Source organism: Gordonia aichiensis, from assembly GCF_039946255.1.
In the GTDB taxonomy this organism is placed as follows: domain Bacteria; phylum Actinomycetota; class Actinomycetes; order Mycobacteriales; family Mycobacteriaceae; genus Gordonia; species Gordonia aichiensis_A.
Genome location: NZ_JBCDWL010000004.1, coordinates 178,548 through 201,118, shown reverse-complemented (window position 1 = coordinate 201,118; position 22,571 = coordinate 178,548). Strand labels below are relative to the sequence as shown.

At 70.8% G+C, this 22,571-nt stretch carries 21 protein-coding genes; 10 read left to right on the top strand and 11 right to left on the bottom strand.

Annotation, left to right across the window (positions count from 1 at the left end; genetic code table 11):
* Positions 1-272: 272 nt before the first annotated feature.
* Genes AAFO60_RS07335 through AAFO60_RS07325 form a run of 3 tightly spaced genes read right to left on the bottom strand, consistent with a single transcriptional unit; the run spans position 273 to position 3,423 of the window.
* Positions 273-1,874 (bottom strand): FUSC family protein, encoded by a 1,602-nt coding sequence (locus AAFO60_RS07335; RefSeq protein ID WP_347955510.1) that lies wholly within the window; start codon positions 1,872-1,874, stop codon positions 273-275.
* Entirely contained in the window at positions 1,871-2,518 is a 648-nt protein-coding gene (locus tag AAFO60_RS07330) for a class I SAM-dependent DNA methyltransferase (RefSeq protein WP_347955509.1), read from the bottom strand. Before AAFO60_RS07330 ends, AAFO60_RS07335 begins: the two co-directional genes overlap by 4 nt.
* Positions 2,515-3,423 (bottom strand): LysR substrate-binding domain-containing protein, encoded by a 909-nt coding sequence (locus AAFO60_RS07325; RefSeq protein WP_347955508.1) that lies wholly within the window; start codon positions 3,421-3,423, stop codon positions 2,515-2,517. Before AAFO60_RS07325 ends, AAFO60_RS07330 begins: the two co-directional genes overlap by 4 nt.
* Positions 3,424-3,528: 105 nt before the next feature.
* On the opposite strand from AAFO60_RS07325, the gene AAFO60_RS07320 reads away from it, so the two are divergent.
* On the top strand, positions 3,529-4,569 hold the full coding sequence (locus AAFO60_RS07320; RefSeq protein ID WP_347955507.1) for a YeiH family protein: 1,041 nt from the start codon (positions 3,529-3,531) through the stop codon (positions 4,567-4,569).
* Positions 4,570-4,699: 130 nt separating this feature from the next.
* On the opposite strand, the gene AAFO60_RS07315 is transcribed toward AAFO60_RS07320, so the two are convergent.
* The 6 genes from AAFO60_RS07315 to AAFO60_RS07290 all read right to left on the bottom strand — a co-directional run bounded on the left by AAFO60_RS07315 (position 4,700) and on the right by AAFO60_RS07290 (position 12,291).
* The gene (locus AAFO60_RS07315) at positions 4,700-5,122 is read right to left on the bottom strand and encodes a DUF779 domain-containing protein (RefSeq protein ID WP_347955506.1); all 423 of its coding nucleotides are present in this window, start codon (positions 5,120-5,122) and stop codon (positions 4,700-4,702) included.
* Positions 5,123-5,133: 11 nt separating this feature from the next.
* Positions 5,134-6,657: an acetaldehyde dehydrogenase ExaC gene (exaC, locus tag AAFO60_RS07310; RefSeq protein ID WP_347955505.1), complete on the bottom strand. Its 1,524-nt coding sequence runs from the start codon at positions 6,655-6,657 to the stop codon at positions 5,134-5,136.
* 120 nt (positions 6,658-6,777) lie between these two features.
* Positions 6,778-8,934, bottom strand: a complete 2,157-nt coding sequence (locus tag AAFO60_RS07305) for an MMPL family transporter (protein ID WP_347955504.1) — start codon at positions 8,932-8,934, stop codon at positions 6,778-6,780.
* Positions 8,935-9,170: 236 nt separating this feature from the next.
* On the bottom strand, positions 9,171-9,806 hold the full coding sequence (locus AAFO60_RS07300) for a response regulator transcription factor (protein WP_347955503.1): 636 nt from the start codon (positions 9,804-9,806) through the stop codon (positions 9,171-9,173).
* Positions 9,803-10,975, bottom strand: a complete 1,173-nt coding sequence (locus AAFO60_RS07295; RefSeq protein ID WP_347955502.1) for a sensor histidine kinase — start codon at positions 10,973-10,975, stop codon at positions 9,803-9,805. The genes AAFO60_RS07300 and AAFO60_RS07295 overlap by 4 nt, the downstream gene beginning before the upstream one ends.
* A gap of 44 nt (positions 10,976-11,019) precedes the next feature.
* The gene (locus AAFO60_RS07290) at positions 11,020-12,291 is read right to left on the bottom strand and encodes a transcriptional regulator (RefSeq protein WP_347955501.1); all 1,272 of its coding nucleotides are present in this window, start codon (positions 12,289-12,291) and stop codon (positions 11,020-11,022) included.
* Positions 12,292-12,475: 184 nt separating this feature from the next.
* Between AAFO60_RS07290 and AAFO60_RS07285 the strand changes: the two genes are divergently transcribed.
* From AAFO60_RS07285 to AAFO60_RS07270, 4 genes are all read left to right on the top strand, one after another.
* A complete protein-coding gene (locus AAFO60_RS07285; protein WP_347955500.1) occupies positions 12,476-13,189 on the top strand; it encodes an MgtC/SapB family protein in 714 nt (237 codons plus the stop codon).
* A gap of 146 nt (positions 13,190-13,335) precedes the next feature.
* Positions 13,336-14,307 (top strand): ABC transporter ATP-binding protein, encoded by a 972-nt coding sequence (locus AAFO60_RS07280; protein WP_347955499.1) that lies wholly within the window; start codon positions 13,336-13,338, stop codon positions 14,305-14,307.
* Positions 14,308-14,330: 23 nt separating this feature from the next.
* The gene (locus AAFO60_RS07275; RefSeq protein WP_347955498.1) at positions 14,331-15,101 is read left to right on the top strand and encodes an ABC transporter permease; all 771 of its coding nucleotides are present in this window, start codon (positions 14,331-14,333) and stop codon (positions 15,099-15,101) included.
* 25 nt (positions 15,102-15,126) lie between these two features.
* Complete coding sequence (locus AAFO60_RS07270; RefSeq protein WP_347955497.1) at positions 15,127-16,242, top strand: sensor histidine kinase; 1,116 nt, start codon at positions 15,127-15,129, stop codon at positions 16,240-16,242.
* 46 nt (positions 16,243-16,288) lie between these two features.
* Here AAFO60_RS07270 and AAFO60_RS07265 read toward each other — a convergent pair whose 3' ends face one another.
* Positions 16,289-17,371, bottom strand: a complete 1,083-nt coding sequence (locus AAFO60_RS07265) for an alkene reductase (protein WP_347955496.1) — start codon at positions 17,369-17,371, stop codon at positions 16,289-16,291.
* Positions 17,372-17,564: 193 nt separating this feature from the next.
* Between AAFO60_RS07265 and AAFO60_RS07260 the strand changes: the two genes are divergently transcribed.
* From AAFO60_RS07260 to AAFO60_RS07245, 4 genes are all read left to right on the top strand, one after another.
* A complete protein-coding gene (locus tag AAFO60_RS07260) occupies positions 17,565-17,924 on the top strand; it encodes an ArsR/SmtB family transcription factor (protein ID WP_347955495.1) in 360 nt (119 codons plus the stop codon).
* Positions 17,925-17,994: 70 nt separating this feature from the next.
* Complete coding sequence (locus tag AAFO60_RS07255) at positions 17,995-18,606, top strand: response regulator transcription factor (protein WP_347955494.1); 612 nt, start codon at positions 17,995-17,997, stop codon at positions 18,604-18,606.
* Between the two features lie 47 nt (positions 18,607-18,653).
* Positions 18,654-19,796, top strand: a complete 1,143-nt coding sequence (locus AAFO60_RS07250) for an acyltransferase family protein (protein WP_347955493.1) — start codon at positions 18,654-18,656, stop codon at positions 19,794-19,796.
* A 9-nt stretch (positions 19,797-19,805) separates the two neighbouring features.
* Positions 19,806-21,008 carry a hypothetical protein gene (locus tag AAFO60_RS07245; protein WP_347955492.1) on the top strand — a complete coding sequence of 401 codons (1,203 nt, stop codon included), beginning with the start codon at positions 19,806-19,808 and terminating at the stop codon, positions 21,006-21,008.
* Between the two features lie 16 nt (positions 21,009-21,024).
* Here AAFO60_RS07245 and AAFO60_RS07240 read toward each other — a convergent pair whose 3' ends face one another.
* Complete coding sequence (locus AAFO60_RS07240; protein ID WP_347955491.1) at positions 21,025-21,471, bottom strand: acyl-CoA thioesterase; 447 nt, start codon at positions 21,469-21,471, stop codon at positions 21,025-21,027.
* A gap of 85 nt (positions 21,472-21,556) precedes the next feature.
* Between AAFO60_RS07240 and AAFO60_RS07235 the strand changes: the two genes are divergently transcribed.
* Positions 21,557-22,552, top strand: a complete 996-nt coding sequence (locus AAFO60_RS07235; RefSeq protein ID WP_347955490.1) for an alpha/beta hydrolase — start codon at positions 21,557-21,559, stop codon at positions 22,550-22,552.
* The last annotated feature ends 19 nt before the right edge of the window (positions 22,553-22,571 follow it).

The window sequence follows — 22,571 nt, the reverse complement described above, 5'->3', positions numbered from 1 at the left end:
GCATCATCGACCCTCGGCCGCGGCCCGTACCGCACGCCCGCGGCATGCCCAGCCTCACCGAGAATCTCGTACACCCGCACCGCACTCACGAGCCCGACCATCTCCGCGATCTCCGGCACCGGGACCCCCACCCCATACAACCGAACGACCTCACACCGCCGATCTTCTCGACCCATCTCGATACACCTTCCCTGGTGAAGGTGTTGCAACGACCGATTGAGACCGCCTCTTCGTTCGCGGGCTACTCGACCAGCCTGGGGCGGTGCCTCGGGCTACTCGACGAGCCTGGCGGCGCGCGCGGCCAACTCCTCGCGCACCGAGGCCGGGATCAGTTCCTCGGCCGGAGTCTGCCAGCACGCCGACAGCGTGGCGTAGCCGACCGCGCGGACCGCGGCGTGCGATGGCCAGTACTCGCGCGACCAGGACGGTTCGTCGTTGGCGCTGTCGGTGGCGGCCATCTCCGACTCGAGCAGCTGCCACTGCAGGTCGCGGCGGGCGATCCGCATGAGTGGGGACATCGGCGGATTCGCGGCCGCCAGGTTCAGCAGGCCGGAGCAGGCGGATCGGGCGGCCTCGTCGGCCGACCGCAGGGTGCGGCGATGCACATGCGGAAACAGCAGCCATGCCGCGGCGATCGCCAGGCCGACGCCCAGCAGGGTCTCCAGCGTCCGCGACAGCATCTGATCGGCCAAGGGCTGCGACGGCGCCCCCATCAGCAGCGCGAGCGGCGTGATGAAGGTGACGGCGAGCGCATAGTTGGTGGTCACCGTCAGCTCGATCATCACGTTCAACACGGCGAGGCAGACGATCAGCGCGGCCGTGTGCAGGTCCAGGGTGTGGAGGACGGCGAAGATCGCCAACCCGATCAGGGTGCCGAGCACCCGGTGGAGGCCGCGGACCGAACCCCGCACCCGGTCGGGCCCCAGCTGCAGGATCAGCACCGCGCCCATGATCGCCCAATCCGGCCGACCCAACCCCGCGAACACCGAGATCGCTCCGGCGATCAGCGCTGTGGTGGCCGCGCGCGCGGCGGTCACGGTGGCGTGCGAGTCCGGTCGCGCCGCCGACCGCAGGCGGTAGGCGACGGCCGGCCGGGGCAGCGGTGCGGTCATCGTCGGCCCGGTCTCCACCCCGTGGACGCGATGGTGCGTCTGCCACAGCCTGTGCGCCAGTTCGCCGTCGGTCTGCGCGGCGTCGTGCAGCACCGACCACGCGTTGAGCGTCGACGACGCGACGCCGTGCCTGCGCGAGGGTTCCCGGTTGGCTGCCAGGAACCGTTCGCTCTCGGCCAGGGCGGCCTCGGTGGCCGCCATCTCCGGGCCGTGCGGGCGCCAGAGCGCCGGAGCCATGCTGACCAGCAGCGACGACACCGCACCCGCCGCGGTGGCCAGAACCAGCAGGCCGATCGACGTGCCGTGCCGGGCGGCGATCACCGCGACCCCGCCCACCATGATCAGGAAGAACGGTCCCGGCGGGCCCAGCCGCAGCGCGTTGACGCCGAAGACTGAGACCGCGGTCAGCGCGGCGAGCGCGAGCACGGTCACCGACTCGCGGGGGATCGAGTCGGCCGGTCCGGCCCAGGCGCCGAGCGCGCCGAACGACGCCGAGGTGGCGACGAGAAGGAGCCCGGCCGTCACGATCGCCTTCCAGCGGATCCGGTACGGCCTGCGCTCGCCGAACAGGACGGCGAACGAACCCAACGCCACCAGGATGGCGTTCCGTTCCAGGCCGCAGCCGAGCAGGATCATCGCGGGAAGCATGAACGCCAGGCCGGCTCGAGTCGCCGGCGCCCACCGTCCGCGGACCGACGGTCGCGTCCACAGCAGGGCGCGCACGGACGGACGTCCCGGCGGCACGAGCGGATCCGAGTTCATGCGCGCCGGGCCGCGAGGTGGACGTCGGGGAACCGATGATCGGCGTCCGGGCGGCTGACCGTCCGCCACAGCTCGATGAAACCGGCGGCCGCGGCCGCGTCGGCGAGGGCGTCGGGATGCCAGCGCCACGCCCGGGCGACGGCGTGGTCGAACTCGTGAACGCCGCTCTCGTCGGACGACTGCGCCGAAACGAGCAGCACCGCGCCGACCGGCAGCCGACGTGCCCAGTCGTCCAGGACCTCGCGCACCCGCGTCGGTGCCAGATGAATGAGACTGTGTCGGGCGACGACGCCGTCGACGCTCGCGAGATCGACTCCGTCCAGACGGGCGTCGCCGACCGTCAGGTTGAGATCGGGGTGGGCGGTCTGCGCGATCGCCAGCATGCGGGCACTGGGGTCCACGCCCCGCACGGTGAGCCCGCGTTCGGCCAGATGGGCGGCGACGCCACCGGTTCCGCAGCCCACGTCCACCACCGTCGGCGCGAGCGTCGAACCACGCACGAGATCGATGAAGGCGTCGATCGCTCGGCGTTCCAAGCCGGTCAGGAAGGGGGAGGGGAACCGCCGCGCGTACTCGTCGGCGAGTGCGTCGTAGCCGGGCTGTTCGGGGACAGCGGTCGGTCCGGTCACGGTTTCTCCTGTCATCCCATCGATTGTGTCGACCGGCGCGCGATCCGCACCAGTTCTGCGGCGGGTCCGTGGAGGGTTCGTGGGGGACGCCACACCGCGCGCAGTTCCCGCGACAGGTCGAGGCCGTCGACCTCGACCACGCGGACCTCGCCCCGCCGCGTGGACTCGTGCACGGCCAGGGTGCTCAGCACGGCCGGTCCGACGCCGCCGGCCACCGCGGTCCGGATGGCGGCGCTGCTGCCCAGCTCCAGGATCGGCGCGGCCACCCGGTACTCCGACAGCGCCAACTCCAGTGTGGTGCGGGTGCCGGAGCCGGGTTCGCGGACCAACAGCGGCGTCGCCGCGAGATCGCCGCTGGTGAGGGGGCTGCGGCGCCGGGCCCACTTGTGGTCCGGCGGGACGATCACCACCAGCCGGTCGCGGGCGACGACGGTGCTGTGCAGGCCCCGCGGGACCGCAGGCGTCTCGACGAAGCCGACGTCGCAGGCCCCCGACGACACCGCGTCGAACACGGCGGTCGAGTTGCGGACCCGCAGATGCACGGTCGTCTCGGGGTGTGCGGCGCGGAAGGCTCCCAGCCACAGCGGCATCAGGTGTTCGGCGACGGTCATCGAGGCGTCGACGGTCACCTCGGCCGCCGTCTCGCCGTGCAGTCCGGCGGCGACGTCGAGCAGGGCGCGAGCGTCCTCGAGGGTGCGGCGCGCCCAGTGCACGAGGACGGTGCCGTCGGTGGTCAGACGCGAGCCGGTGACCACGCGGTCGAGCAGCCGCACGCCGAGTTGGCGTTCGAGTCTGCTGATGGACCGCGAGGCGTTCGGCTGAGCGATGCCGAGCGCGCGCGCCGCCGCGCTGAGGCTGCCGTGGTCGTCGACGCCGACGAGCAGTTCCAACGCTCCCAGGTCGAGTGATCGCAGGTCCACGGCTGAACGGTACCGCACCCCGACGCATCGGCATATCGATTTGATATGCATCCATGTCGAGACTCCGGGTTCCGGTGGCATCCGAAGTCGCCGAGGGTGGATGACATGACACAGACGCTGAATCGAGAGTCCCACAAGACCGAGAAGACCCTCGCCTCCCGTCTCGGTGCCTCGCGGGTCGTGGCGCTGCTGCCCGGGTTGGCGATCTGCGGCGCAGTGGCGCTGGCCGCCACCGGAGTCACCATGCTCGTGCCCGCGGTCAGTCCGCTGCTGCTCGCGATCGTGATCGGTGCCGTCGTGGCCAACACGGTCCCCTTGCCCGCGGCCGGCGCGCCGGGGCTGGCGTTCGCGGCCAAGACGTTGCTGCGGATCGGCGTTGCGCTCCTGGGCCTGCAACTGGTCCTGGGCGACGTCCTCGGGCTCGGCGCCGGGATGATCCTGGTGGTCGTCGCGATCGTCGGCGGCGGCATCGCCGGGGGACTGCTCATCGGCGCCGCACTCGGGATCCCGGTGGCGCGACGACTGCTCATCGCCTGCGGCATGTCGATCTGCGGCGCGGCCGCGGTGGCCGCCGTCGACGGGGTCATCGATGCCGACGACGAGGACACCGCCACCGCGGTCGGCACCGTCGTCATCTTCGGGACCCTGATGATCCCGGTGATCCCCCTCGCGGCGCACGGGATGGGACTGTCCGACGAGGTCGCGGGCCTGTGGGCGGGCGGCTCCATTCACGAGGTCGCGCAGGTGGTCGCGGCCGGCGGCATGATCGGCGGCGGTGCGCTCACGCTCGCGGTGATCGTCAAGCTCGCCCGCGTGATGATGCTGGCCCCGGTGGTGACCGTGCTGAGCATCCGGCAGCGGCGACTGACCGGCGACGCGGGCAAGCGCCCGCCCATCGTCCCGCTGTTCGTCGTCGGGTTCATCGGCTGCGCCGTGCTCCGCTCGACGGGCGTGCTTCCGGAGGTCGCGGTGTCGATCGGCCACGAGGCCCAAGTGGTGCTGCTGACCGTCGCGATGGCCGCCCTCGGGCTGGGAGTGCGGATGAGCGTGATGCGCAAGGTTGGGTGGCGCCCGTTCGTGCAGGCCGCCGCGACGACGGTCCTGGTCGCGGGCATCGCGCTGGGCGGCGTCCTGCTGGTGCGATGACGCGGGCCGGACACTGCCCGGCGGCGTCTCGAGCCGACAGGGCGACGCCCACCGCCGCAGACTCGCCAGAACCGGGCTGTCGGGGGGATAAAGCCCGGGCGAGATGCGGTGGTGGGCGCCGCGGTATGGGTCAGACGTCGAGGTCGGCGCCGGTCAGCGGGGGGAAGCCGGCCAGCTGCTCGTTCTCCTCATCGGTGAAGACCCGGGATCGGGAGAGAAAACGGAGTCCTTCGGGTGCCTCGAGCGAGAAGCCCGCTCCGCGCCCGGGGACGACATCGAGGATCAACTGCGTGTGCTTCCACACTTCGAACTGGTCGCCGTTGATCCAGACGCGCACCGTCGGCAGGGGTTCGGGCAGCGATACCTCGCCGACGAGGACGTCGCGCTGCCCGATCCGGTATTCGCCGACCGGGTAGCACATGGGGGCGGAGCCGTCGCAGCATCCGCCGGACTGATGGATCATGAGCCCGCCGTGAAGCTCCGACAGCTTGGTCAGGAGCTCCACGGCGGAGTCGGTGGCAACCACGCGAGCGACGGTTGCGGAGTCAGTCATCTCACGCCGGCTTAGAAGAAGCCCTTGGCGCTCTGGGCGTAGCCCACGAGCAGGTTCTTGGTCTGCTGGTAGTGACTGAGCATCATCAGGTGGTTCTCGCGGCCGACGCCCGACTGCTTGTAGCCGCCGAAGGCCGCGTGCGCCGGGTAGTCGTGGTAGGTGTTGGTCCACACGCGGCCGGCCTGGATGTCGCGCCCGGCGCGGTAGGCGACGGCGCCGTTACGGCTCCACACGCCGGCGCCGAGGCCGTACAGGGTGTCGTTGGCGATCTGCAGGGCGTCGTCGTAGTCGGTGAACGAGGTGACCGCCAGCACCGGACCGAAGATCTCCTCCTGGAAGATCCGCATGTCGTTCTTGCCGCCGAAGACGGTGGGCTGGATGTAGAAGCCGCCCGACAGGTCGCCGCCCAGGTCGGCGGGCTCGCCGCCGGTGAGGACCTTGGCGCCCTCCTGCTTGCCGATCTCCAGGTACGACTTGATCTTCTCCCACTGGTCGTTGGAGGCCTGGGCGCCCATCATGGTCTCGGTGTCGAGCGGGTTGCCCTGCTTGATCGCGGCGACACGGGCGACGGCGCGCTCGAGGAACTCGTCGTAGATGCTGCCCTGGACCAGTGCGCGGGACGGGCAGGTGCACACCTCGCCCTGGTTGAGGGCGAACATCGAGAAGCCCTCCAGCGCGCGGTCGAGGAAGCCGTCGTCGGCCGACATGACGTCCTCGAAGAAGACGTTGGGGCTCTTGCCGCCCAGCTCCAGGGTGACCGGGATCAGGTTCTCGGAGGCGTACTGCATGATCAGTCGGCCGGTGGTGGTCTCACCGGTGAAGGCGATCTTGCGGATGCGGTTGCTCGAGGCCAGCGGCTTGCCCGCCTCGACGCCGAAGCCGTTGACGATGTTGAGGACGCCGTCGGGCAGCAGGTCGCCGATCAGGCTCATCAGGTACAGGATCGACGCGGGCGTCTGCTCGGCGGGCTTCATCACGATCGCGTTGCCCGCGGCTAGTGCCGGCGCCAGCTTCCAGGTGGCCATCAGGATCGGGAAGTTCCACGGGATGATCTGGCCGACGACGCCGAGCGGCTCATGGAAGTGGTAGGCGACGGTGTCCTTGTCGATCTCCGAGATCCCGCCCTCCTGGGCGCGGATGGCGCCGGCGAAGTAGCGGAAGTGGTCGATCGCGAGGGGGATGTCGGCGGCGAGGGTCTCGCGGACGGCCTTGCCGTTCTCCCAACATTCGGCGACGGCGATCTTCTCGAGGTTGGCCTCCATGCGGTCGGCGATCTTGTTGAGGATCGCGGCGCGCTCGGCGACCGAGGTCTTGCCCCACGCCGGAGCGGCGGCGTGTGCGGCGTCCAGGGCCAGGTCGATGTCCTCGGCGGTCGAGCGGGCGACCTCGCAGAAGGTCTTGCCGTCGACAGGCGACGGGTTCTCGAAGTACTGTCCCTTCACAGGCGGGACCCACTTGCCGCCGATCCAGTTGTCGTAGCGGGACTCGTAGCTCATGATCGAGCCGTCGGTACCGGGCTTTGCGTAGACGGTCATGGTGGGAACTCCTTCGAGAAGAATCACAGTCGTCGGTGAGGTAGATCTCACAGTACGGCCGATGTGGTTGCAGTCACGTTGCATGACGATGCAACGACGTTGCAGCGGGTGAGAGAGGCCTCAGCGGTTCGCCGGTTCCCGGGTCTGCTCGGGCTCGGGCTCGACCGACCACCGGGGCGCGGCCGGCCACAGCGCCCTGTCGCCGAGCAGCCGCATGATGGCCGGGACCAGCAGCGGGCGCACGACGAAGGTGTCGAGCAGGATGCCGATCGCCATCGCCAGCCCGAACTGGAACAGTTCGCGGATCGGCTGGGTGGTGAGCACCGAGAAGGTCGCCGCGAGGATCAGACCCGCGGACGAGATCACCCCGCCCGACCTGGTCAGGGCCACTCGCAGCGCGGCCGGCGGAGCGTGCGTGGCCAGCTCCTGCCGGTATCTGCTCATCAGGAAGATCGTGTAGTCGACGCCTAGCGCCACCAGGAAGACGAACACGTACACCGCGACCCGGTTGCCGATGCCGTCGTCGCCGAGCAGCGTCACCGTCAGGAAGGTGGTCGCCCCCAGGGTCGCGGTGACCGAGAGCACCAGCGTCGCGATCAGGTACAGCGGCGCCAGCACTGACCGCAGCAGCAACGCCAGCACCGCGGCGACGATCAGCAGCACCAGGACCATCACCACCCGGGCGTCGCGATCGAGGGCGCCTCGGATGTCGGCGGCGCGCGCCGTCTCACCGCCGACCAGCACTCGCGGTCCGACGATTCCGGCGGCCGACGCGGCCCGCTGGGCCGTCGCGGTCAGCGGACCCACCCGATCCAGCGCCGCGGCGCCGTACGGATTGTCGGTGAACACGACGTCGAAGGCGGCGGTGGACCCGTCGACGCTGATCGTCGGGCGGTCGACGACTCGTGCCACTCCGGCGGCGGTCGACAACTGATCGGCCACCGCGGTCCACTCGGCCGGCGAGATCGGATCGTCGCCGGTGATGTACACCGTCGACGGGGCGATCTCGCCGGGACCGAAGGAGTCGGCGATCAGGTCGCGGCCGACCTCGGACTGGGTGTCGACGCGGAAGCCGCTGATGAAATCGAAGCTCTCTCGGTAGCCGGCCATCCCCGCGCTCATCACCAGCAGGGCGGCGAGCGCCGAGACCAGCACCGTCTTGGGAGAGCGTTCGACGAGGTCGGCGACTCGCCCCCAGATCCTGCTGTCGGTGCGCGTGGTCGCCGAGTCGATGGTCATCGGCCAGAACACCTTGCCGCCGAAGACCAGCATCAGCGCGGGGGTGAAGGTGAAGGCGACGAGCCCCATCGATGCGACACCCAGCGCCAGGTACGGGCCGAAACCGCGTAGCGCCGGCGAGACAGCGGCGAGCAGCGCCAGCATCGCGAGCACGATCGTGGACACACTCGACAGGATCGACTCGGCCACCCCGCGCATGGCGATGATCATGGCGGCGGGCCGGTCGGCGGCGGTGGCGAGCGCCTCCCGGTACCGGGAGGTGACTATCAGTGCGTAGTCGGTGCCCACGCCGAACAGCAGGACGGTCATGATCGACGCGGTCTGCGAGCTGATGTCGAACCATCCGGCGTCGGCCATCAGGGCCCCGACGGTCTCGGCCAACCGCATCGCCACGCCCACGCCGGCCAGCGCGACGACGACCAGGATCAGCGACCGGTAGATCGCCAGCAGCACGAGCACGACGAGCGCGATCGTGCCCAGCAGGAGAACGACGCTGCCGCTGCGGAACACCTCGACGGTGTCGGTGATGATCCCCGCCGGGCCGGTCACCGCGACGGTGGTGTCGCCTGCCGCTGCACTCACGGTGTCGCGCAGTGCACCGACGGTGTCCTGGAACGATTCGTCGGTCGGGTCGCCGATGACCGGCACGATCATCAGCTCGGTGGCGCCGTTCTCGGTGCGCAGTGTCGGGTCGTGCGAACTGTCAGCGGTCACGACCGCGCCGATCGCCGGGTCGTCTCCGGCGTGGATGCGCGCGGCGATCCGTTCGACCGCCGCGCGGGTCTGCGCGCGGTCGTCGCTGTGGACCACGACGATCGCGGGAGTGCCGGTGCTCTGCGGGAACTCACGTGCCGCCAGCTCTGCGGCCTGCATCGACGCCGCGCTGATCGGCGGATCGTTGGCCGCGGCGTTGTTCTCGACCTCGGCGGTCTTCGGTGCGATGCCGGCCAGGGCCCCGACGAGCAGCAGCCACATGACCACGACGATGGCGGCGCGTTTGCGGGAGCCGAAGAGCGCCTTCATGATTCGCGTGCTCACTGGACGTCGCCCGTTCGTCGGGCGAGTCGGCGGTCGGCGACGGTCGACGACAATGTCGACCGCGGCGCGGCGTCGCTGGGCGCGGTTGATCGAGTGGAGTGCGAGTCGGGAAGGGGATGGTGAGAAGAGCACATGCCTCTATCCGACCAATTCGATCGAGCGCCGACATCGGACGAAGATCCGGGCCGACCTGTCACTTTCGTTGGAGGTGCGCGCCTTCGTCGTCGCCTACGCGGTCAGGCGTCGTCGCGCAGGACGCCCCGGGCGCGCGCCGCAGCGACGGCTGCGGTCCGCGATCGCACCCCGAGCTTGCCGAAGACGTTCGTCAGGTGGGTCTTCACCGTCCCCTCACTCAAGAACAGCAGCCGGGCGATGTCTCGGTTGGAGCGGCCGTCGGCCACCGCCTCCAGAATCTGCTGCTCGCGCGGGGTCAACGACACCGTCGGATGTCGCATCCGGCTCATCAGCTTCGACGCCACCGCCGGCGACAGGGCACTCGCGCCGCGCGCGGCTGCCAGCACCGCGGCCAACAGTTCTGCCGGATTGCTGTCCTTGAGCAGATAGCCGCTGGCACCGGCCTCGATGGCGTTGAGGATGTCGGCGTCGGTGTCGTAGTTCGTCACGACCAGCACGGACGGAGCGGCGGGCAACGATCGGATCCGCCGGGTGGCCTCGACCCCGGACAGCCCGTCGCCGAACCGCAGGTCCATGAGCACCAGGTCGATGCCGGAGCCGTCGCCGCAGACCGCCAGGGCCTCCTCGCCGGACGCGGCTTCGGCGACGATCTCGACCTGGTCGGGATGGCGTTCGAGCAGCGCGCGCAGCCCCGCGCGCACGATCGGGTGATCGTCGGCCAACATCAGCCGGATCACCGGTCGGCCGCCATCGCGGACAACGGGAACCGCACCGACATCGCGGTGCGGCCGGCTGCCGACTCGATCGACCAGTCGCCGCCCAGTTGCCCGACGCGCGCCCGCATGGTGTTCAGGCCGAAACCGTGAGCGGCGGGATCGTCGAGGACAGCGACGTCGAATCCGCGGCCGTCGTCGACGACGTCGAGGCACACGACGTCGTCCGCATAGGTCAAGGTGACCACGGTCTGGTTCGCCGCGGCGTGTCGGACGACGTTCGACGTGGCTCCCTGCACCAGCCGGACCAGTGCCGATTCGACGGCCATCGGCAGCGGGTACGACGTCCCGTCGACGATCAGCCGGATGTCGTCGCCCGCCGAGCCCGCCCGCCCGCATACGCGGCGCAGCGCCTCGGCGAGGGAACGGCCGGTGAGGTCGGCCGGGGCCAGCGCGGCGATGAGCCTGCGGGTGTCGGCCAGTCCGGCGGCGGCGGTACGACGAGCCATCGCAACATTCGTTGCGGCGCTCGGCGGCAAGGGCTCGGCCTCGGCCGCATGCAGCAGCATCTGGATGCTGCTCAGCCCCTGTGCGACGGTGTCGTGGATCTCCTGCGCCAGCCGTTGGCGTTCGGCGAGTTCGCCGGCCGTCCGCTCCTGCACGGCGAGCTCGGCGCGGGTGCGTCGCAGGTCTTCGATCAACAGCTGGCGGCGTTCGGTCTCGTCGAACAGCACCCGGAAGCCGAGACCGATGACGATCCCGACCACCGCGCCCAGCAGCGAACCGATGACGGTGCCGCCCCACTCCGGCACCCGAGTCACGCCGATGCCGATGTTGACCGCGGTCACCGCCGTCACGGCGACGAGGGCCGTGGCCGGCGGCAGCTCCGTCATGAACAGCAGGATCAGGCCGAAGGAGATGTATGCGGCGTCGGCGCCGAGCACGGCCAGGACCAGCCAGATCGCCGACAGCGAGGCCAACGACGACCACCGCGCGGTCCGCGTGCGGGCGGCCGCGACACCGATAACCTGGACGCCGATGAACAGGACGGTCAGTGTGCTGATCCACCCGGCGTGCGGCTCCGACAGCAACGCGGCCCGCAGCAGCACGATCAGCGCCAGCACCGCGACCAGGACATGCAGCCCGAGCCGGAGTCTGGCCACGCCCTGGAACACGGACCGATCGATCTTCACCGCGCCCATTATCCCGGCTGCGGTCCCGAGACGGCGCCGCAGATCTACCGGCGCACCCCGAACCGGCGGTCGAGCAGCCGGACGCGACCTTCGGCGACCGCGCGCTGCGGGTGGCTGGCGGGCAGACGCTGGGCGAGCGCGTTCCACGCGGTGATGTCGTCGCGGCCGTGCGGGGAGGCCACCCAGGCGTTCAGGGCGGTCACATCGCCGGTGCCGAACATGCGTGAGCGGAGGTCCTCGCGGACCTCGTCGAAGATCTCGATCACGCCGGGTGCCATCGACTCGGCCAGCAGGCCGCCACGGCCGAGCGTGCGGATGGCGGCGATGAGTTCGCCGGTCGCGATGTGCCGACGCAGCTCGTCGATGTCGGATTCGAGGTCGACGATCAGTCGGTAGGGGCGCGAGGTGAGCACATCGCCCAGATCGCGGCGCAGGCGCGAGATCTCGGCGCGGACCGTCACCGCACCCAGCCCCGCGTCCGACAGCAGGGTCGCGAGCTGTTCGGTGCCCAGCCCCTCCGAATAGGTCTGCAGGAGGAGCAGGATCTCGGCGTGGCGCGGCGACAGCGATCGGGCGGCGGCGCCGTCGTGCCACTGGGCGGGACCGTCGGCCAGGACCGTGAGCCTGCGGGTGGCAGGGGCCGGCGCGAAGGTCTCGGGCGCACCCAGGTCGACGGCGCGCGACTGCAGTTCGCGTTCGACGGCGGCCACCACCGACCGCACCGCGGCCAGCGCGAACGGGGCCGCGGCGGCGGGGCCGCCGGTCACGTCGATGACGCCGAGCAACTCGCCCGAGACGGGATCGTGCACGGGCGCGGCCGCGCAGTTCCACTTCTGGATGGGGCCGGAGAAGTGCTCGGGTCCGATGATCTGGACGCCGCGGTTGACGGTGAGCGCCAGCCCGGGCGCATTGGTGCCGACGGTCTCCTCGCTCCACACCGAGTTCTCGACGAAGTTGATGCGTGCGGCGGCGTCCCGGGCGCTGCTGTCGCCCTCCACCCACAGCAGTCGGCCCTGCTTGTCGGTGAGGGCCACGACGACCCCCGACCCGGCGATGTCGTCGAGCATCAGCGACTGGACCAGCGGTCGGACCGCGGCCAGACGGTGGGTGGCGCGGTAGGCCTCGAAGTCGGCGTCCGACAGCGGTCCCGAGTCGTGTCCGGGGTCGGCCTCGTCCGGGTCGATGCCGCTGTTGCGGGACCGTTCCCACGACTCGCGGACCAGCGACCGGACAGTGTCGTCGGCGGGCGTCTGGCCGGCGAGGAACTGTTCGTAGGCACGCCGAACATGAGTCGACACGGATGTGCCTTCTCTCATCGCGCGCCTCTCCAGACCGTTGTCGTAGGGACTTAGTACTCCGATTGTGCCTGGCCGCTGTGACCTGGGCAACGTCGAGTCGCAGATGGTGTCCGACTCACGCCTTTCCCGCCAGCGGTTGCGAGGTCCCCGCGCGCGTGGGACCTTCCGGCGGAAGATCCCTCGACCAGAAGGCGACCGACGAATGCACCTCACGCTCGACATGGCCCTCCGCGTTCTCGCCGGCGCGGGCTTCGGCACGCTCATCGGGCTCGAACGCCAGTACCGGGCGCGGATGGCGGGCCTGCGGACCAACGCGCTGGTCGCGGTGGGTTCGGCGTTGTTCGTGGTGCTGTCGGCCGAGGGATTCGGGGGCGGCGATCCGACGCGCGTCGCGGCGCAGATCGTCTCCGGGATCGGCTTCCTGGGCGCGGGCGTGATCCTGCGCGACGGCCTCACCGTCCGCGGCCTCAACACGGCCGCCACCCTGTGGTGTTCGGCGGCGGTCGGTGCGCTCGCCGGCTCCGGGCTTTATCTGATCGCCGGCTTCGGCACCGTCGTGGTGATCGCGGTCAACACCGTGCTCCGCTCGGTCGGGCACGTGGTCGACCGCGTCCCCGACGCGGGGACCGGCGAGAGCCCGAGCAAGTACGAGTTCGTGGCGGTCACCAGCGACGAGATGGAGCCGACCGTCCGGGTGATGCTGGTCGACGCGCTGACCCGCTCGCACCTTCACCTGCAGTCGGTCGGGAGCCGCAATGCGGCCGACTGCGCCGTCGAGGTGCGGGCCACGATGGTCTCCGACGAGGGCCGCGACGACAAGGCGATGGAAGCGGCCGTCAGCAGGCTGTCGTTGGAGCCCGCGGTCACCTCGGTGAGCTGGCGGTCGGTGCCGGAGGAGCCGCGTCGCGCCGACTGACGCGGTCGGCGGGGGGAGCGGGGCGGGGGAGCGCTGCGCCGTCGGGAAGGGTGCCACCGCCAGCGGCGCAGCCATGACAAACGTCATGGACAGAAGGTGACATCTGCTCCGGGTACGCGCACCGGATCGAGACGACAGTGAATGTCATGACCCAGCGACACCTCACCCCCGCGCACCTCACCCCGACACCTCCGAGCCCGGAGCGAATCCCGTTGGAGCACGCTCCGGCGATCGTGCTGACCGGCCTCCGCAAACAGTTCCGCGGCGCGCACGGCGAGCCCGTCCGGGCCGTCGACGGCCTCGACCTGACCGTCGAGCCCGGCGAAGTCGTGGCCTTCCTCGGTCCCAACGGGGCGGGCAAGACCACCACCATCGACATGATCCTCGGCCTCACCGCACCCGACGCGGGCACCGCCCGGGTGTTCGGCCGCGATCCGCGGCGGGCCGCGCGCGACGGGCGCATCGCCGCGGTCATGCAGACCGGCGGACTGCTCGACGACTTCACCGTCGCCGAGACCGTCTCCACCGTCGCCGCCTTGCACGGCCGCACCGCCGACATCGACGCGGTGATGGCGCGTGCGGAGATCGCCGACCTCGGCGGCCGCAAGGTGTCGCGCTGCTCGGGCGGCGAACAGCAGCGGCTCAAGTTCGCTCTCGCGCTGCTGCCCGATCCGGACCTGATCGTGCTCGACGAGCCGACCGCCGGCATGGACGTCGAGTCGCGCCGGGCCTTCTGGGCCGCCATGCGCGCCGACGCCCGCCGTGGCCGGACCGTCCTGTTCGCCACCCACTACCTCGAGGAGGCCGACTCGTTCGCCGACCGGATTGTGATGATCGCTCACGGCCGCGTGGTCGCCGACGGCTCCACCGCCGACATCCGCGCCCGCTCCAGCCGCCGCGTCGTCTCCGCGGTGCTCGACGACGACGCCCTCCCCGGACTGCAGCGCGTCTTCCCGTCCCTGCAGGTGATCGAGCGGCGCGGCGGACGCCTCCATCTGTCCTTGGCGGATTCGGACACGCTGGCCCGGCACCTTCTCACCAGCACCCGGGCCAAGGACGTCGAGATCGCCGCCCACAACCTCGAAGACGCGTTCGTCGCCCTCACCGCCGACGCCTGACCCGCACTCCCGAAAGGCACGCCATGACCACCGCACTCGTCGCCCACCGCCCCTCCGCCGTCTATCTCCGCAACGACATCCGGCGCGTGCTGCGCAACCGCCGCGCGCTGATCTTCACCGTCGCCATGCCCGCCCTGCTGTACCTGGTCTTCGGGGCCGCCCAGTCCGGGTCGACGAAGGTCGGCGACGGCGACGTCGCGTTCTACGTCCTGATCGGGATGGCGCTGTACGGCGCGGTGCTCGCCGCCGCGTCGAACTCGGCGGCGGTCTCCCTCGAACAGCAGGCCGGCTGGACCCGGACGCTGATGATGACGCCGCTGAGTCCGGCCGGGTACGTCGCCACCAAGGTCGCGCTGGCGCTCGCCATGAGCGCCCTGCCGGTGGCGGTGCTGACCGCGGTCGGGGCGGCGTCGGGCGCACACGCCCCGGTCGGGACCTGGGTGGCGTGTCTGCTACTCGCCTGGCTCGGCTCCGGCGTGTTCGCCGCCCTGGGGTTGGCGCTGGGCAGCGTCTTGAAGTCCGACGGCGCCATGCAGGTCCTCGGCGGTGTCCTCGCGCTGCTGGCCTTCGCCGGGAACGTCTTCGTCCCGCTCAACGGCGCCCTGCTGCGGGTCGCCGAGTTCACCCCGATGTTTGGCATCGTCTCGCTGGCGCGCTATCCGCTCGACCACGGCGTCACCGCGTACGGTGTGCACGTGTCCCTCGCGGTGATCATCGCCAACACCGTCTTCTGGGCCGTGGCGTTCGCGGTTGCGGCAAGCTACTTCTACACGCGCAGCACGCGCCGACAGTGATCGATCCACACTTCAGGGAGACACCGTGACCGCACCGCCCGCTCCGCCCGCGTCGCCGTGGCGGAGCGGGCGGTGGATGTTCGGCGCCGTCTGGCTGCTGTTCACCGGCTACCCGATCGTCGGCGTGCTGACCTCCGACGCGGGGTGGGTGGTCAAGACGGTCGTCCTGGCGATGCTCGCCGCGTTCATCGTGGTCTACCTGCTGCTGTGCGTGTACGCGATGTTCGACGACGACGCCTCACCGGTCTGGCGCACCGTCGCGATCGCGACACTCGTCGCGTTGATGATCGCGATGATGCCGTTCATCGACACCTCGGCGTTCTCGGTGGCGCCCTTCGTGATGGCGGCCTTCGCCTTCGCCGCGCCGTGGAAGGCGTGGCAGTCGTTGCTCGGGGTCGGCATCGTGCTCGCGTCCGCGATCATCGTGCCCGAGGTCTTCGGGTGGGCCCTCGACACCGGCTTCCTGGTGGTGATGGTGGTCGTCGGCATCACGATGGGTTTCACGCGCATCCTGCGCGACGGCCAGCGTGCCGAGGAGTGCGCCGCGCAGCGTCAGCGTGAACTGAACGCGCAGTTGGCCGTGGTCGCCGAACGCGAACGCGTCGCCCGCGACGTGCACGACGTCCTCGGCCATTCACTGACGGTGATCAGCGTGAAGTCGGAGCTGGCGGGGCGGCTGCTCGACGTCGATCCCGCGCGGGCCAGGGCCGAGCTGACCGAGGTGAACGCGCTGGCCCGCAACGCGCTGGCCGAAGTCCGCGCGACCGTCGGCAACCTGCGTGCTCCCGAACTGCGGAGCGTCGTCGCCGGCGCCGAGAGTGCGCTGCGTGCCGCCGGGATCGCCGCGACGCTGCCCGACGTCGCCGAGTGCGACGGTCCGCACGCTCCGCTGTTCGCCTGGGTGCTGCGCGAGGCCGTCACCAACGTGGTCCGGCACAGCGGCGCCGCTCGCTGCGAGGTCACGCTCAGCGATGACTCCATCACGATCACTGACGACGGCCGGGGCTCGCCGCTGCTGCAGTACGGCAACGGTCTGCGCGGGCTGGCCGAGCGAGTGGAGGCCGCCGGCGGCCGGCTGACCGTCGATTCGGACGAGGCGGGGACGACGGTGTCGGCGGCCGTCGGGGGAGCGACGCAGTGAGGGACGCGGCGGTGGTGTGGAACGCGCCGCGGCCCTCACCGGAGGTTCAGCCGTGTGCTCCCGACAGCGTCGGGTAGTCGAGGTAGCCCTCGGTTCCGCCGCCGTAGAAGGTCGCGGGGTCGGGCGCCTGCAGTTCGGCCCCGTGTCGAATGCGTTCGGGCAGATCGGGGTTGGCGATGAAGGGGCGCCCGAACGAGACCAGATCCGCTGCGCCGGTCGTCAGTGCCGTCTCGGCCGACTCCGGGGTGTGGCCGCCGTTGGTGATGATCGAACCGAGGTAGTGGCGGCGGACCAGGGCGGTGGCGCCGCCGGCCAGGTCGAGGGCGTCCGGAGTGGGCGCCGGCTGCCTCTCGACGACGTGCACGTACGCCAGGTCGAGGGCGTTGAGGGATTCGGCGGCGTAGCCGAAGGTCTCGACGGGGTCGTCGTCGCCGATGCCGTTGAGCGTGCCGCCGGGGGAGAGGCGGATGCCGACCCGGCCGGGTCCCCATTGCGCCACCACCGCCGCGCCGACTTCCAGAAGCAGTCGCGCGCGGGCGGCCGCGGAGCCGCCGTATCGATCCGTGCGCCGGTTGCTGCCGCTCTGCAGGAACTGGTCGATCAGGTAGCCGTTGGCGCCGTGGATCTCCACGCCGTCGAAGCCGGCCTCGCGAGCCAGTCGGGCCGCTCTGGCGAAGTCCTCGACCGTCTCGGCGATCTCGTGGTCGGTCAGCTGGTGCGGCGTGGGCACCGGCTGCGCTCCGGCGGGGGTGAAGATGTCCACGCCGGGCCGCAGTGCCGACGGCGCGACCGGGGTGCGGCCGTGGATGTCGGGGTGGCCCATCCGTCCGACGTGCCACAATTGCAGGACGATTCGGCCGCCCGCGTCGTGCACGGCGTCGGTCACCTGCCGCCAGCCGTCGCGCTGGGCCGGCGTGTGGATGCCGGGGGTGAACGGATACCCCTGGCCGACTGTGCTGACCTGCGATCCCTCGGTGACGATCAGGCCCGCACCCGCGCGTTGGCGGTAGTACTCGGCCTGCTGCGGGGTGGCGTCGGTCTGCGGCGAGCGGCTGCGCGTCATCGGTGCCATCACGATGCGGTTCGGGAGTTCGAGGGCGCCGAGTCGGGTGGGGCTGAGCAGTTCCATCGGGGAGTCCAATCGTGGGAGACTTTGTTAGTACGACAGGTGCCGTACTAACAAGCTAGACCTTAGTACGACGTTTGTCGAACTAACGAGACGGGTGGTCTCACGGTCCGCCCGTCGCCGGGCTAGTACGATTGCTTACGTACTAGTCGAGGTGAGTCGGTCACGTCGACGTCTCCGGAAGAGAGCGATGGGCGTGGCAACGGCGAGTCGGACGATCGAGCACCCGGCGATCGAGGATGTCACGCTCGAATCGGTGCTTCACGCCCTCTCGGATCCGGTGCGACTGCAGGTCGTGACCACGCTCGCCGACAACTCGACGGCGATGGCGTGCAGTGCCATCCCGCTGACCGTCTCCAAGTCGACGTCGACGCACCACTTCAAGGTGCTCCGTGAAGCCGGCATCGTGCGGCAGACGTACGTCGGCACCGCGCGCATGAGCGAACTGCGTCGCGCCGATCTCGCCCGGCGTTTCCCCGGCCTCCTCGACACCGTCCTGGCGCTCGCCGACGAGACGAGCCAGGACGCCGGCGTGCCGGCACCGACTGCGCGGTAGGTTTGGTTCACGAGCCGGGAGCGCACGGACGGCGACGGTTCGATCGGTCGACGAGAAGGGGCGGGGATCGGTGCAGACCATCAGACTGCTGATCGCCGACGACCAAGCCCTGGTCCGAGGCGCCCTCGCCGCACTCCTGGACCTGGAGCCCGATCTCGAAGTGGTCGCGCAGGTGGGGCGGGGCGACGAGGTGGTCGACGCGGCTCGCCGCAGCGGAGCGCAGGTGTGCCTGCTCGACATCGAGATGCCCGGCGCCGACGGGATCGCCGCGGCCGCCGCGCTCGCCCGGACGCTGCCCGGCGTCCGATCGCTGATCGTCACCACCTTCGGCCGTCCCGGCTACCTGCGCCGCGCGATCGACGCCGGCGCGTCCGGATTCGTCGTCAAGGACACCCCGGCCGCCGAACTGGCCGACGCCGTCCGGCGCGTGCACGCCGGTCTGCGCGTGATCGACCCGACGCTGGCCACCGAGAGCCTGACCAGCGGCGACAATCCGCTGACCCCGCGCGAGTGCGAGGTCCTCGCGACCGCCCTGTCGGGTGCGACCGTCGCGACCATCGCCGGCCAGGTGCACCTGTCGGCCGGCACGGTGCGCAACCACCTGTCGTCGGCGATCGGGAAGACGGGGGCGTCGACCCGCGCCGAAGCGGCGCGCATCGCCCGGGACAGGGGCTGGATCTGAACCCCGCACGCACCGGCGCCGCCGTCGTCGACCCCACGCGGCGCCGGGTGCCCGCCCTCACCGGAATCCGGACCGTCGCCGCGCTCGCCGTCTGCCTGACCCACGCCGCCTACTGGACCGGCCACTACGCCGACGACTACCTCGGGCGACTGCTGTCGCGTTTCGAGATCGGCGTGGCGCTCTTCTTCGTCCTCTCCGGCTACCTGCTGTTCTCGCCGTGGGTGCGCGCGCTGCACGACGCCCGCCCCGACCGCGCGCCGCGCTACCCGGCGCCCGGCCGGTACGCGTGGCATCGGGCGCGGCGCATCCTTCCCGCGTATTGGCTCACCGTCGTCGCCGTCTACCTCGTCTACCTGGTCCGCGACGACCCCTCCGACTTCGGGCAGGGATGGTCGGGCCTGTGGCGGAACCTGACATTCACGCAGGTCTACGGGCTGGGGCATCTGCACACCGGTCTCACCCAGATGTGGAGCATGACCGCGGAAGTGGCGTACTACGTCGTGCTGCCGCTGGTGGCGTGGCCCCTCGCCCGGCTGGTCTGCCGCGATCGTTGGCGTCCCGACCTGCTGTTGGTGTGCCTGGGCGGACTGCTGCTGATCTCACCGCTGTGGACGGTGATCGTGCACGGGTCCGACGGCGCCGACCCGACCGCGCGCATGTGGCCGCCGGCGTTCGCGAGCTGGTTCGTCGGCGGCATGATGCTGGCCGTCGCGGGGCGGCTGCTGAGCCGGTGGCCCGCGCTGCCGAGCGTGGCCGTCGCGGCGGCCGCCTTCCTGGTGACCGGTTCCGCGGTGGCCGGGGAGCCGACCATCGTCCCGTCCGACGCCGGTGCGGCGCTGGTCAAGCACACCCTGTACCTGGTGGTCGCGCTGGCGCTGATCGGCCCGCTCGCCGTCGGCGGGGGCGAGGACCGGTGGTCACGGCTGTGCGGTAGCCGGCCGATGGTGTGGTTCGGTGAGATCTCGTACGAGTTCTTCCTGGTGCACGTAATGGTCCTGGAGCTCGTCATGGACCTGCTGGGTTACTCGGTGTTCACCGGATCGACCGCGGCGGCGTTCGCGGTCACCACGGTGATCGCGCTGCCGGTCGCGTGGGCACTGCATCGGGTCACCTCGCCGCTGTGGCGCGACCGGGGCGTCGAGGCCGCGCGCGGCGCTTCTCACCCCGACGTTGTCACCGGCCGCGGGTAGCATCGAGCCATGACTTCACCGCAGCGACCAGTGTCGACTGCCGATCTCCGGCAGTGGACGACGGACGCGCGCGTGCCGGGGCAGCCGGCCGAACTGTCCGACACAGCGTGCATCCTGATCGCGGCCGGCTACCTCGCGCCCACGGCGCGGGCCACCGTCGTCCGCCGGATCTCGCAGGGCCTGCCGATGCCGGTACCGTCCACCGGGTTCAGCGAACTGCGGCGCGTGCAGCGCGGCATCCTGCACGCCGAGCGCAAACTCACCTCCACCATGCTTCCCGGGTTCGTGGTGCCGATCATCCGGTCGCGACTGACCGGCCTGACCCGGCGCCGCGACGAGGCTCACCGCGCGGTGGTGACGGGCAAGGGCGTCTTCGCGTCCGGCATGCGCGCCATCCGCCGGGAGCGGCGCGAGAACGTGTACCTGGAGATCGAGGAGCGCGAGCAGCTCTTCGCCGGTCTGCTGTGCACACCGGTGGCGAACCTGTCCTCGTCCGGCGCGCGCTGGGCCGGGACCGATGCGCTCGACAAGGTCGCGGGCGTCGTCGACAAGCTCGCCGGCCGGGCGGGCCGCCGCCAGGTGGAGCAGTGGGCCGACGAGGTCTTCGGCACCGCGCCCACCACACAGGACTCCTCGCGCGGCTGCGCGTTCGCCGACGGCTACGAGGCCCTGCTCTTCATCGCCGGGCACTACTTCGACCGGATTCGCGTCAACCCCGCGTGGTTGTCCGACCACTTCGAGATGCAGCGGGTGCAGGTGAACCTGAACGCCGAACTCGCCGAGATCGCCTCCGACGTCGTGGCCCTGCGCGCTCTGCGCGTCGACCTCGACCGGGCCCGCGCGAACGGCGGCTTCGACGACGGCTTCGCCCATCACATCGCCGAGCGCGAGGCCGCGCTGCGGCCGGTGTGGAGCGAGTTGATCGACCGCGTTCACGCCCTCATCGAAGTCTGCGCGACCGTCGAGTCGGCGGCCGTCGAACTGCGACTGCTCAACGAGTTCGACCGCGCCACCACCATCGACGCCCGGATCGACCATCTGCTTTCGCGGTCGGGCGATCGCGAACTGTCGGCCGACCACACGCGCCGACTGTCGCAGCAGGTGCGCAGCGGCGAGGAGCAGTTGCGGATCTACCGCGACGTGCTGCAGGGCAACATCGCCCAGCTGGGGTCGGCTGCGCCGATCGAGTTGCCGGAGCGGTACGAGCCCTGACCGATCGGTCCGACCGTCAGGACCGGCTCCACGCCTTCAGGTAGCCCTTCTCCTGGTCGGTGAATCGGCGCAGCCGGTGCTCGACGACGTCGACCACCGCCATCTGCGTGCTCGCCACGCAGGCCGGCCGGGATCCCGGCGGCGCGGCGGCCCCCGCGATCTCGTAGCCGATGGTGAAGTCGACCGACCGGAACCTCTTGATCCACATGCCCACCCGCAGCGGCGAGTCCTCGTGCCGCAACTGCGCCTGATATCGGATGTCGACGTGAACGATCATCGCGCTCTTGATCAGCGGCGCGTACTCCTCGCCCGCGCTGAGGAGCCACTCGATCCGCGCCTCCTCCATCAGGGTGACCATCCGCGCGTGGTTCACGTGCCCGAAGGCGTCCATGTCGGACCATCGGACCGGCACTGTCGCGACGAAGGCGTGATCGGCGGCCGGTTCTCCGGTGACTGCGGGCATGGCGCGATCCTATCGCCGGGCACGAAATCGGCGCTTGTCGCAGCGTTCACCCGAGCCTCAGGTCGGGGCGGTACCCTGGGCGACCATGTGGACTGAACGACTGTCGCTGAAACTGGTGTCCGCGCTGTCCGTGGCCTGTGCGGCGGGCATGGTGGCGACGGCGGTCGCGGCGCCCGTTCAGGCGGCGCCGAAGGAGCCGAGGATCGTCGCGGAGCAGGTGCGCAGCATCCACCGCGTCGACCTCACGGTCCGGTCCGAGGCGATGCACGCGTCGATGCCGGTGACCGTGCTGTCGCCGGGCGGCACGAGTCCGCGTCCGACGGTGTATCTGCTCGACGGCGCCGACGCCGGCGCGGAGGTCAGCGACTGGATCACCAAGGGCGGAGCCGAGCAGTTCTTCGCGGGCCGCGACGTCAACGTGGTCCTGCCCGCGGGCGGCGCCGGCAGCTTCTACACGAACTGGGTGCGCAACGACCCGAAGCTGGGCAAGCCGCAGTGGGAGACCTTCCTGACCGAGGAACTGCCCGGTCTGATCGACAGTCGATTCCACGGCTCGGGCAACAACGCCGTGATGGGGCTGTCGATGGGCGGGCAGGCGGCCTTCGCGCTCGCGGTCCGGCACCCCGAACTGTACCGAGGCGTCGCCTCGATGAGCGGGTGCCCGCGCGTCTCGGGTCAGGCCAACGAGGCGTATGTGCGCGCCACCGTCGCCAAGAGCGGAGCCAATCCCGACAACATGTGGGGCGCGCCGGGATCGAAGAACTGGCTCGCGCACGATCCGTCGCGCGACGTGCAGGCGCTGCGCGGCAAGGCCCTGTTCCTGTCCTCGGGGACCGGCGCGATCGGTCCGATGGACCTGACGGCCAAGCGTGATCCGAAGGACGGTCCGGTCGACGCGCAGATCGCGGCGGGGTCGGCGCTGGAGATGGGCGCCAACCGCTGTTCGCTGGAGTTCGCGACCCTGCTGCGCGCCAAGGACATCCCGTTCACGGCCGGTTTCCGGCTCATCGGCACCCACGGCTGGGACTACTGGAAGCAGGATCTGCCGCGCGCCTGGGAGGCCATCGGCCCCGCGCTGTAGCGCGGGGCGGGTGTGCCGC

Bases quoted from the DNA above. Each gene is read 5' to 3' on its own strand.
- AAFO60_RS07240 (WP_347955491.1), bottom strand. From the start codon at position 21,471: ATGCCCGCAGTCACCGGAGAACCGGCCGCCGATCACGCCTTCGTCGCG.
- AAFO60_RS07235 (WP_347955490.1), top strand. From the start codon at position 21,557: ATGTGGACTGAACGACTGTCGCTGAAACTGGTGTCCGCGCTGTCCGTG.
- AAFO60_RS07245 (WP_347955492.1), top strand. From the start codon at position 19,806: ATGACTTCACCGCAGCGACCAGTGTCGACTGCCGATCTCCGGCAGTGG.
- AAFO60_RS07320 (WP_347955507.1), top strand. From the start codon at position 3,529: ATGACACAGACGCTGAATCGAGAGTCCCACAAGACCGAGAAGACCCTC.
- AAFO60_RS07290 (WP_347955501.1), bottom strand. From the start codon at position 12,291: ATGAGAGAAGGCACATCCGTGTCGACTCATGTTCGGCGTGCCTACGAA.
- AAFO60_RS07315 (WP_347955506.1), bottom strand. From the start codon at position 5,122: ATGACTGACTCCGCAACCGTCGCTCGCGTGGTTGCCACCGACTCCGCC.
- AAFO60_RS07335 (WP_347955510.1), bottom strand. From the start codon at position 1,874: ATGAACTCGGATCCGCTCGTGCCGCCGGGACGTCCGTCCGTGCGCGCC.
- AAFO60_RS07275 (WP_347955498.1), top strand. From the start codon at position 14,331: ATGACCACCGCACTCGTCGCCCACCGCCCCTCCGCCGTCTATCTCCGC.
- AAFO60_RS07265 (WP_347955496.1), bottom strand. From the start codon at position 17,371: ATGGAACTGCTCAGCCCCACCCGACTCGGCGCCCTCGAACTCCCGAAC.
- exaC (WP_347955505.1), bottom strand. From the start codon at position 6,657: ATGACCGTCTACGCAAAGCCCGGTACCGACGGCTCGATCATGAGCTAC.
- AAFO60_RS07285 (WP_347955500.1), top strand. From the start codon at position 12,476: ATGCACCTCACGCTCGACATGGCCCTCCGCGTTCTCGCCGGCGCGGGC.
- AAFO60_RS07280 (WP_347955499.1), top strand. From the start codon at position 13,336: ATGACCCAGCGACACCTCACCCCCGCGCACCTCACCCCGACACCTCCG.
- AAFO60_RS07330 (WP_347955509.1), bottom strand. From the start codon at position 2,518: ATGACAGGAGAAACCGTGACCGGACCGACCGCTGTCCCCGAACAGCCC.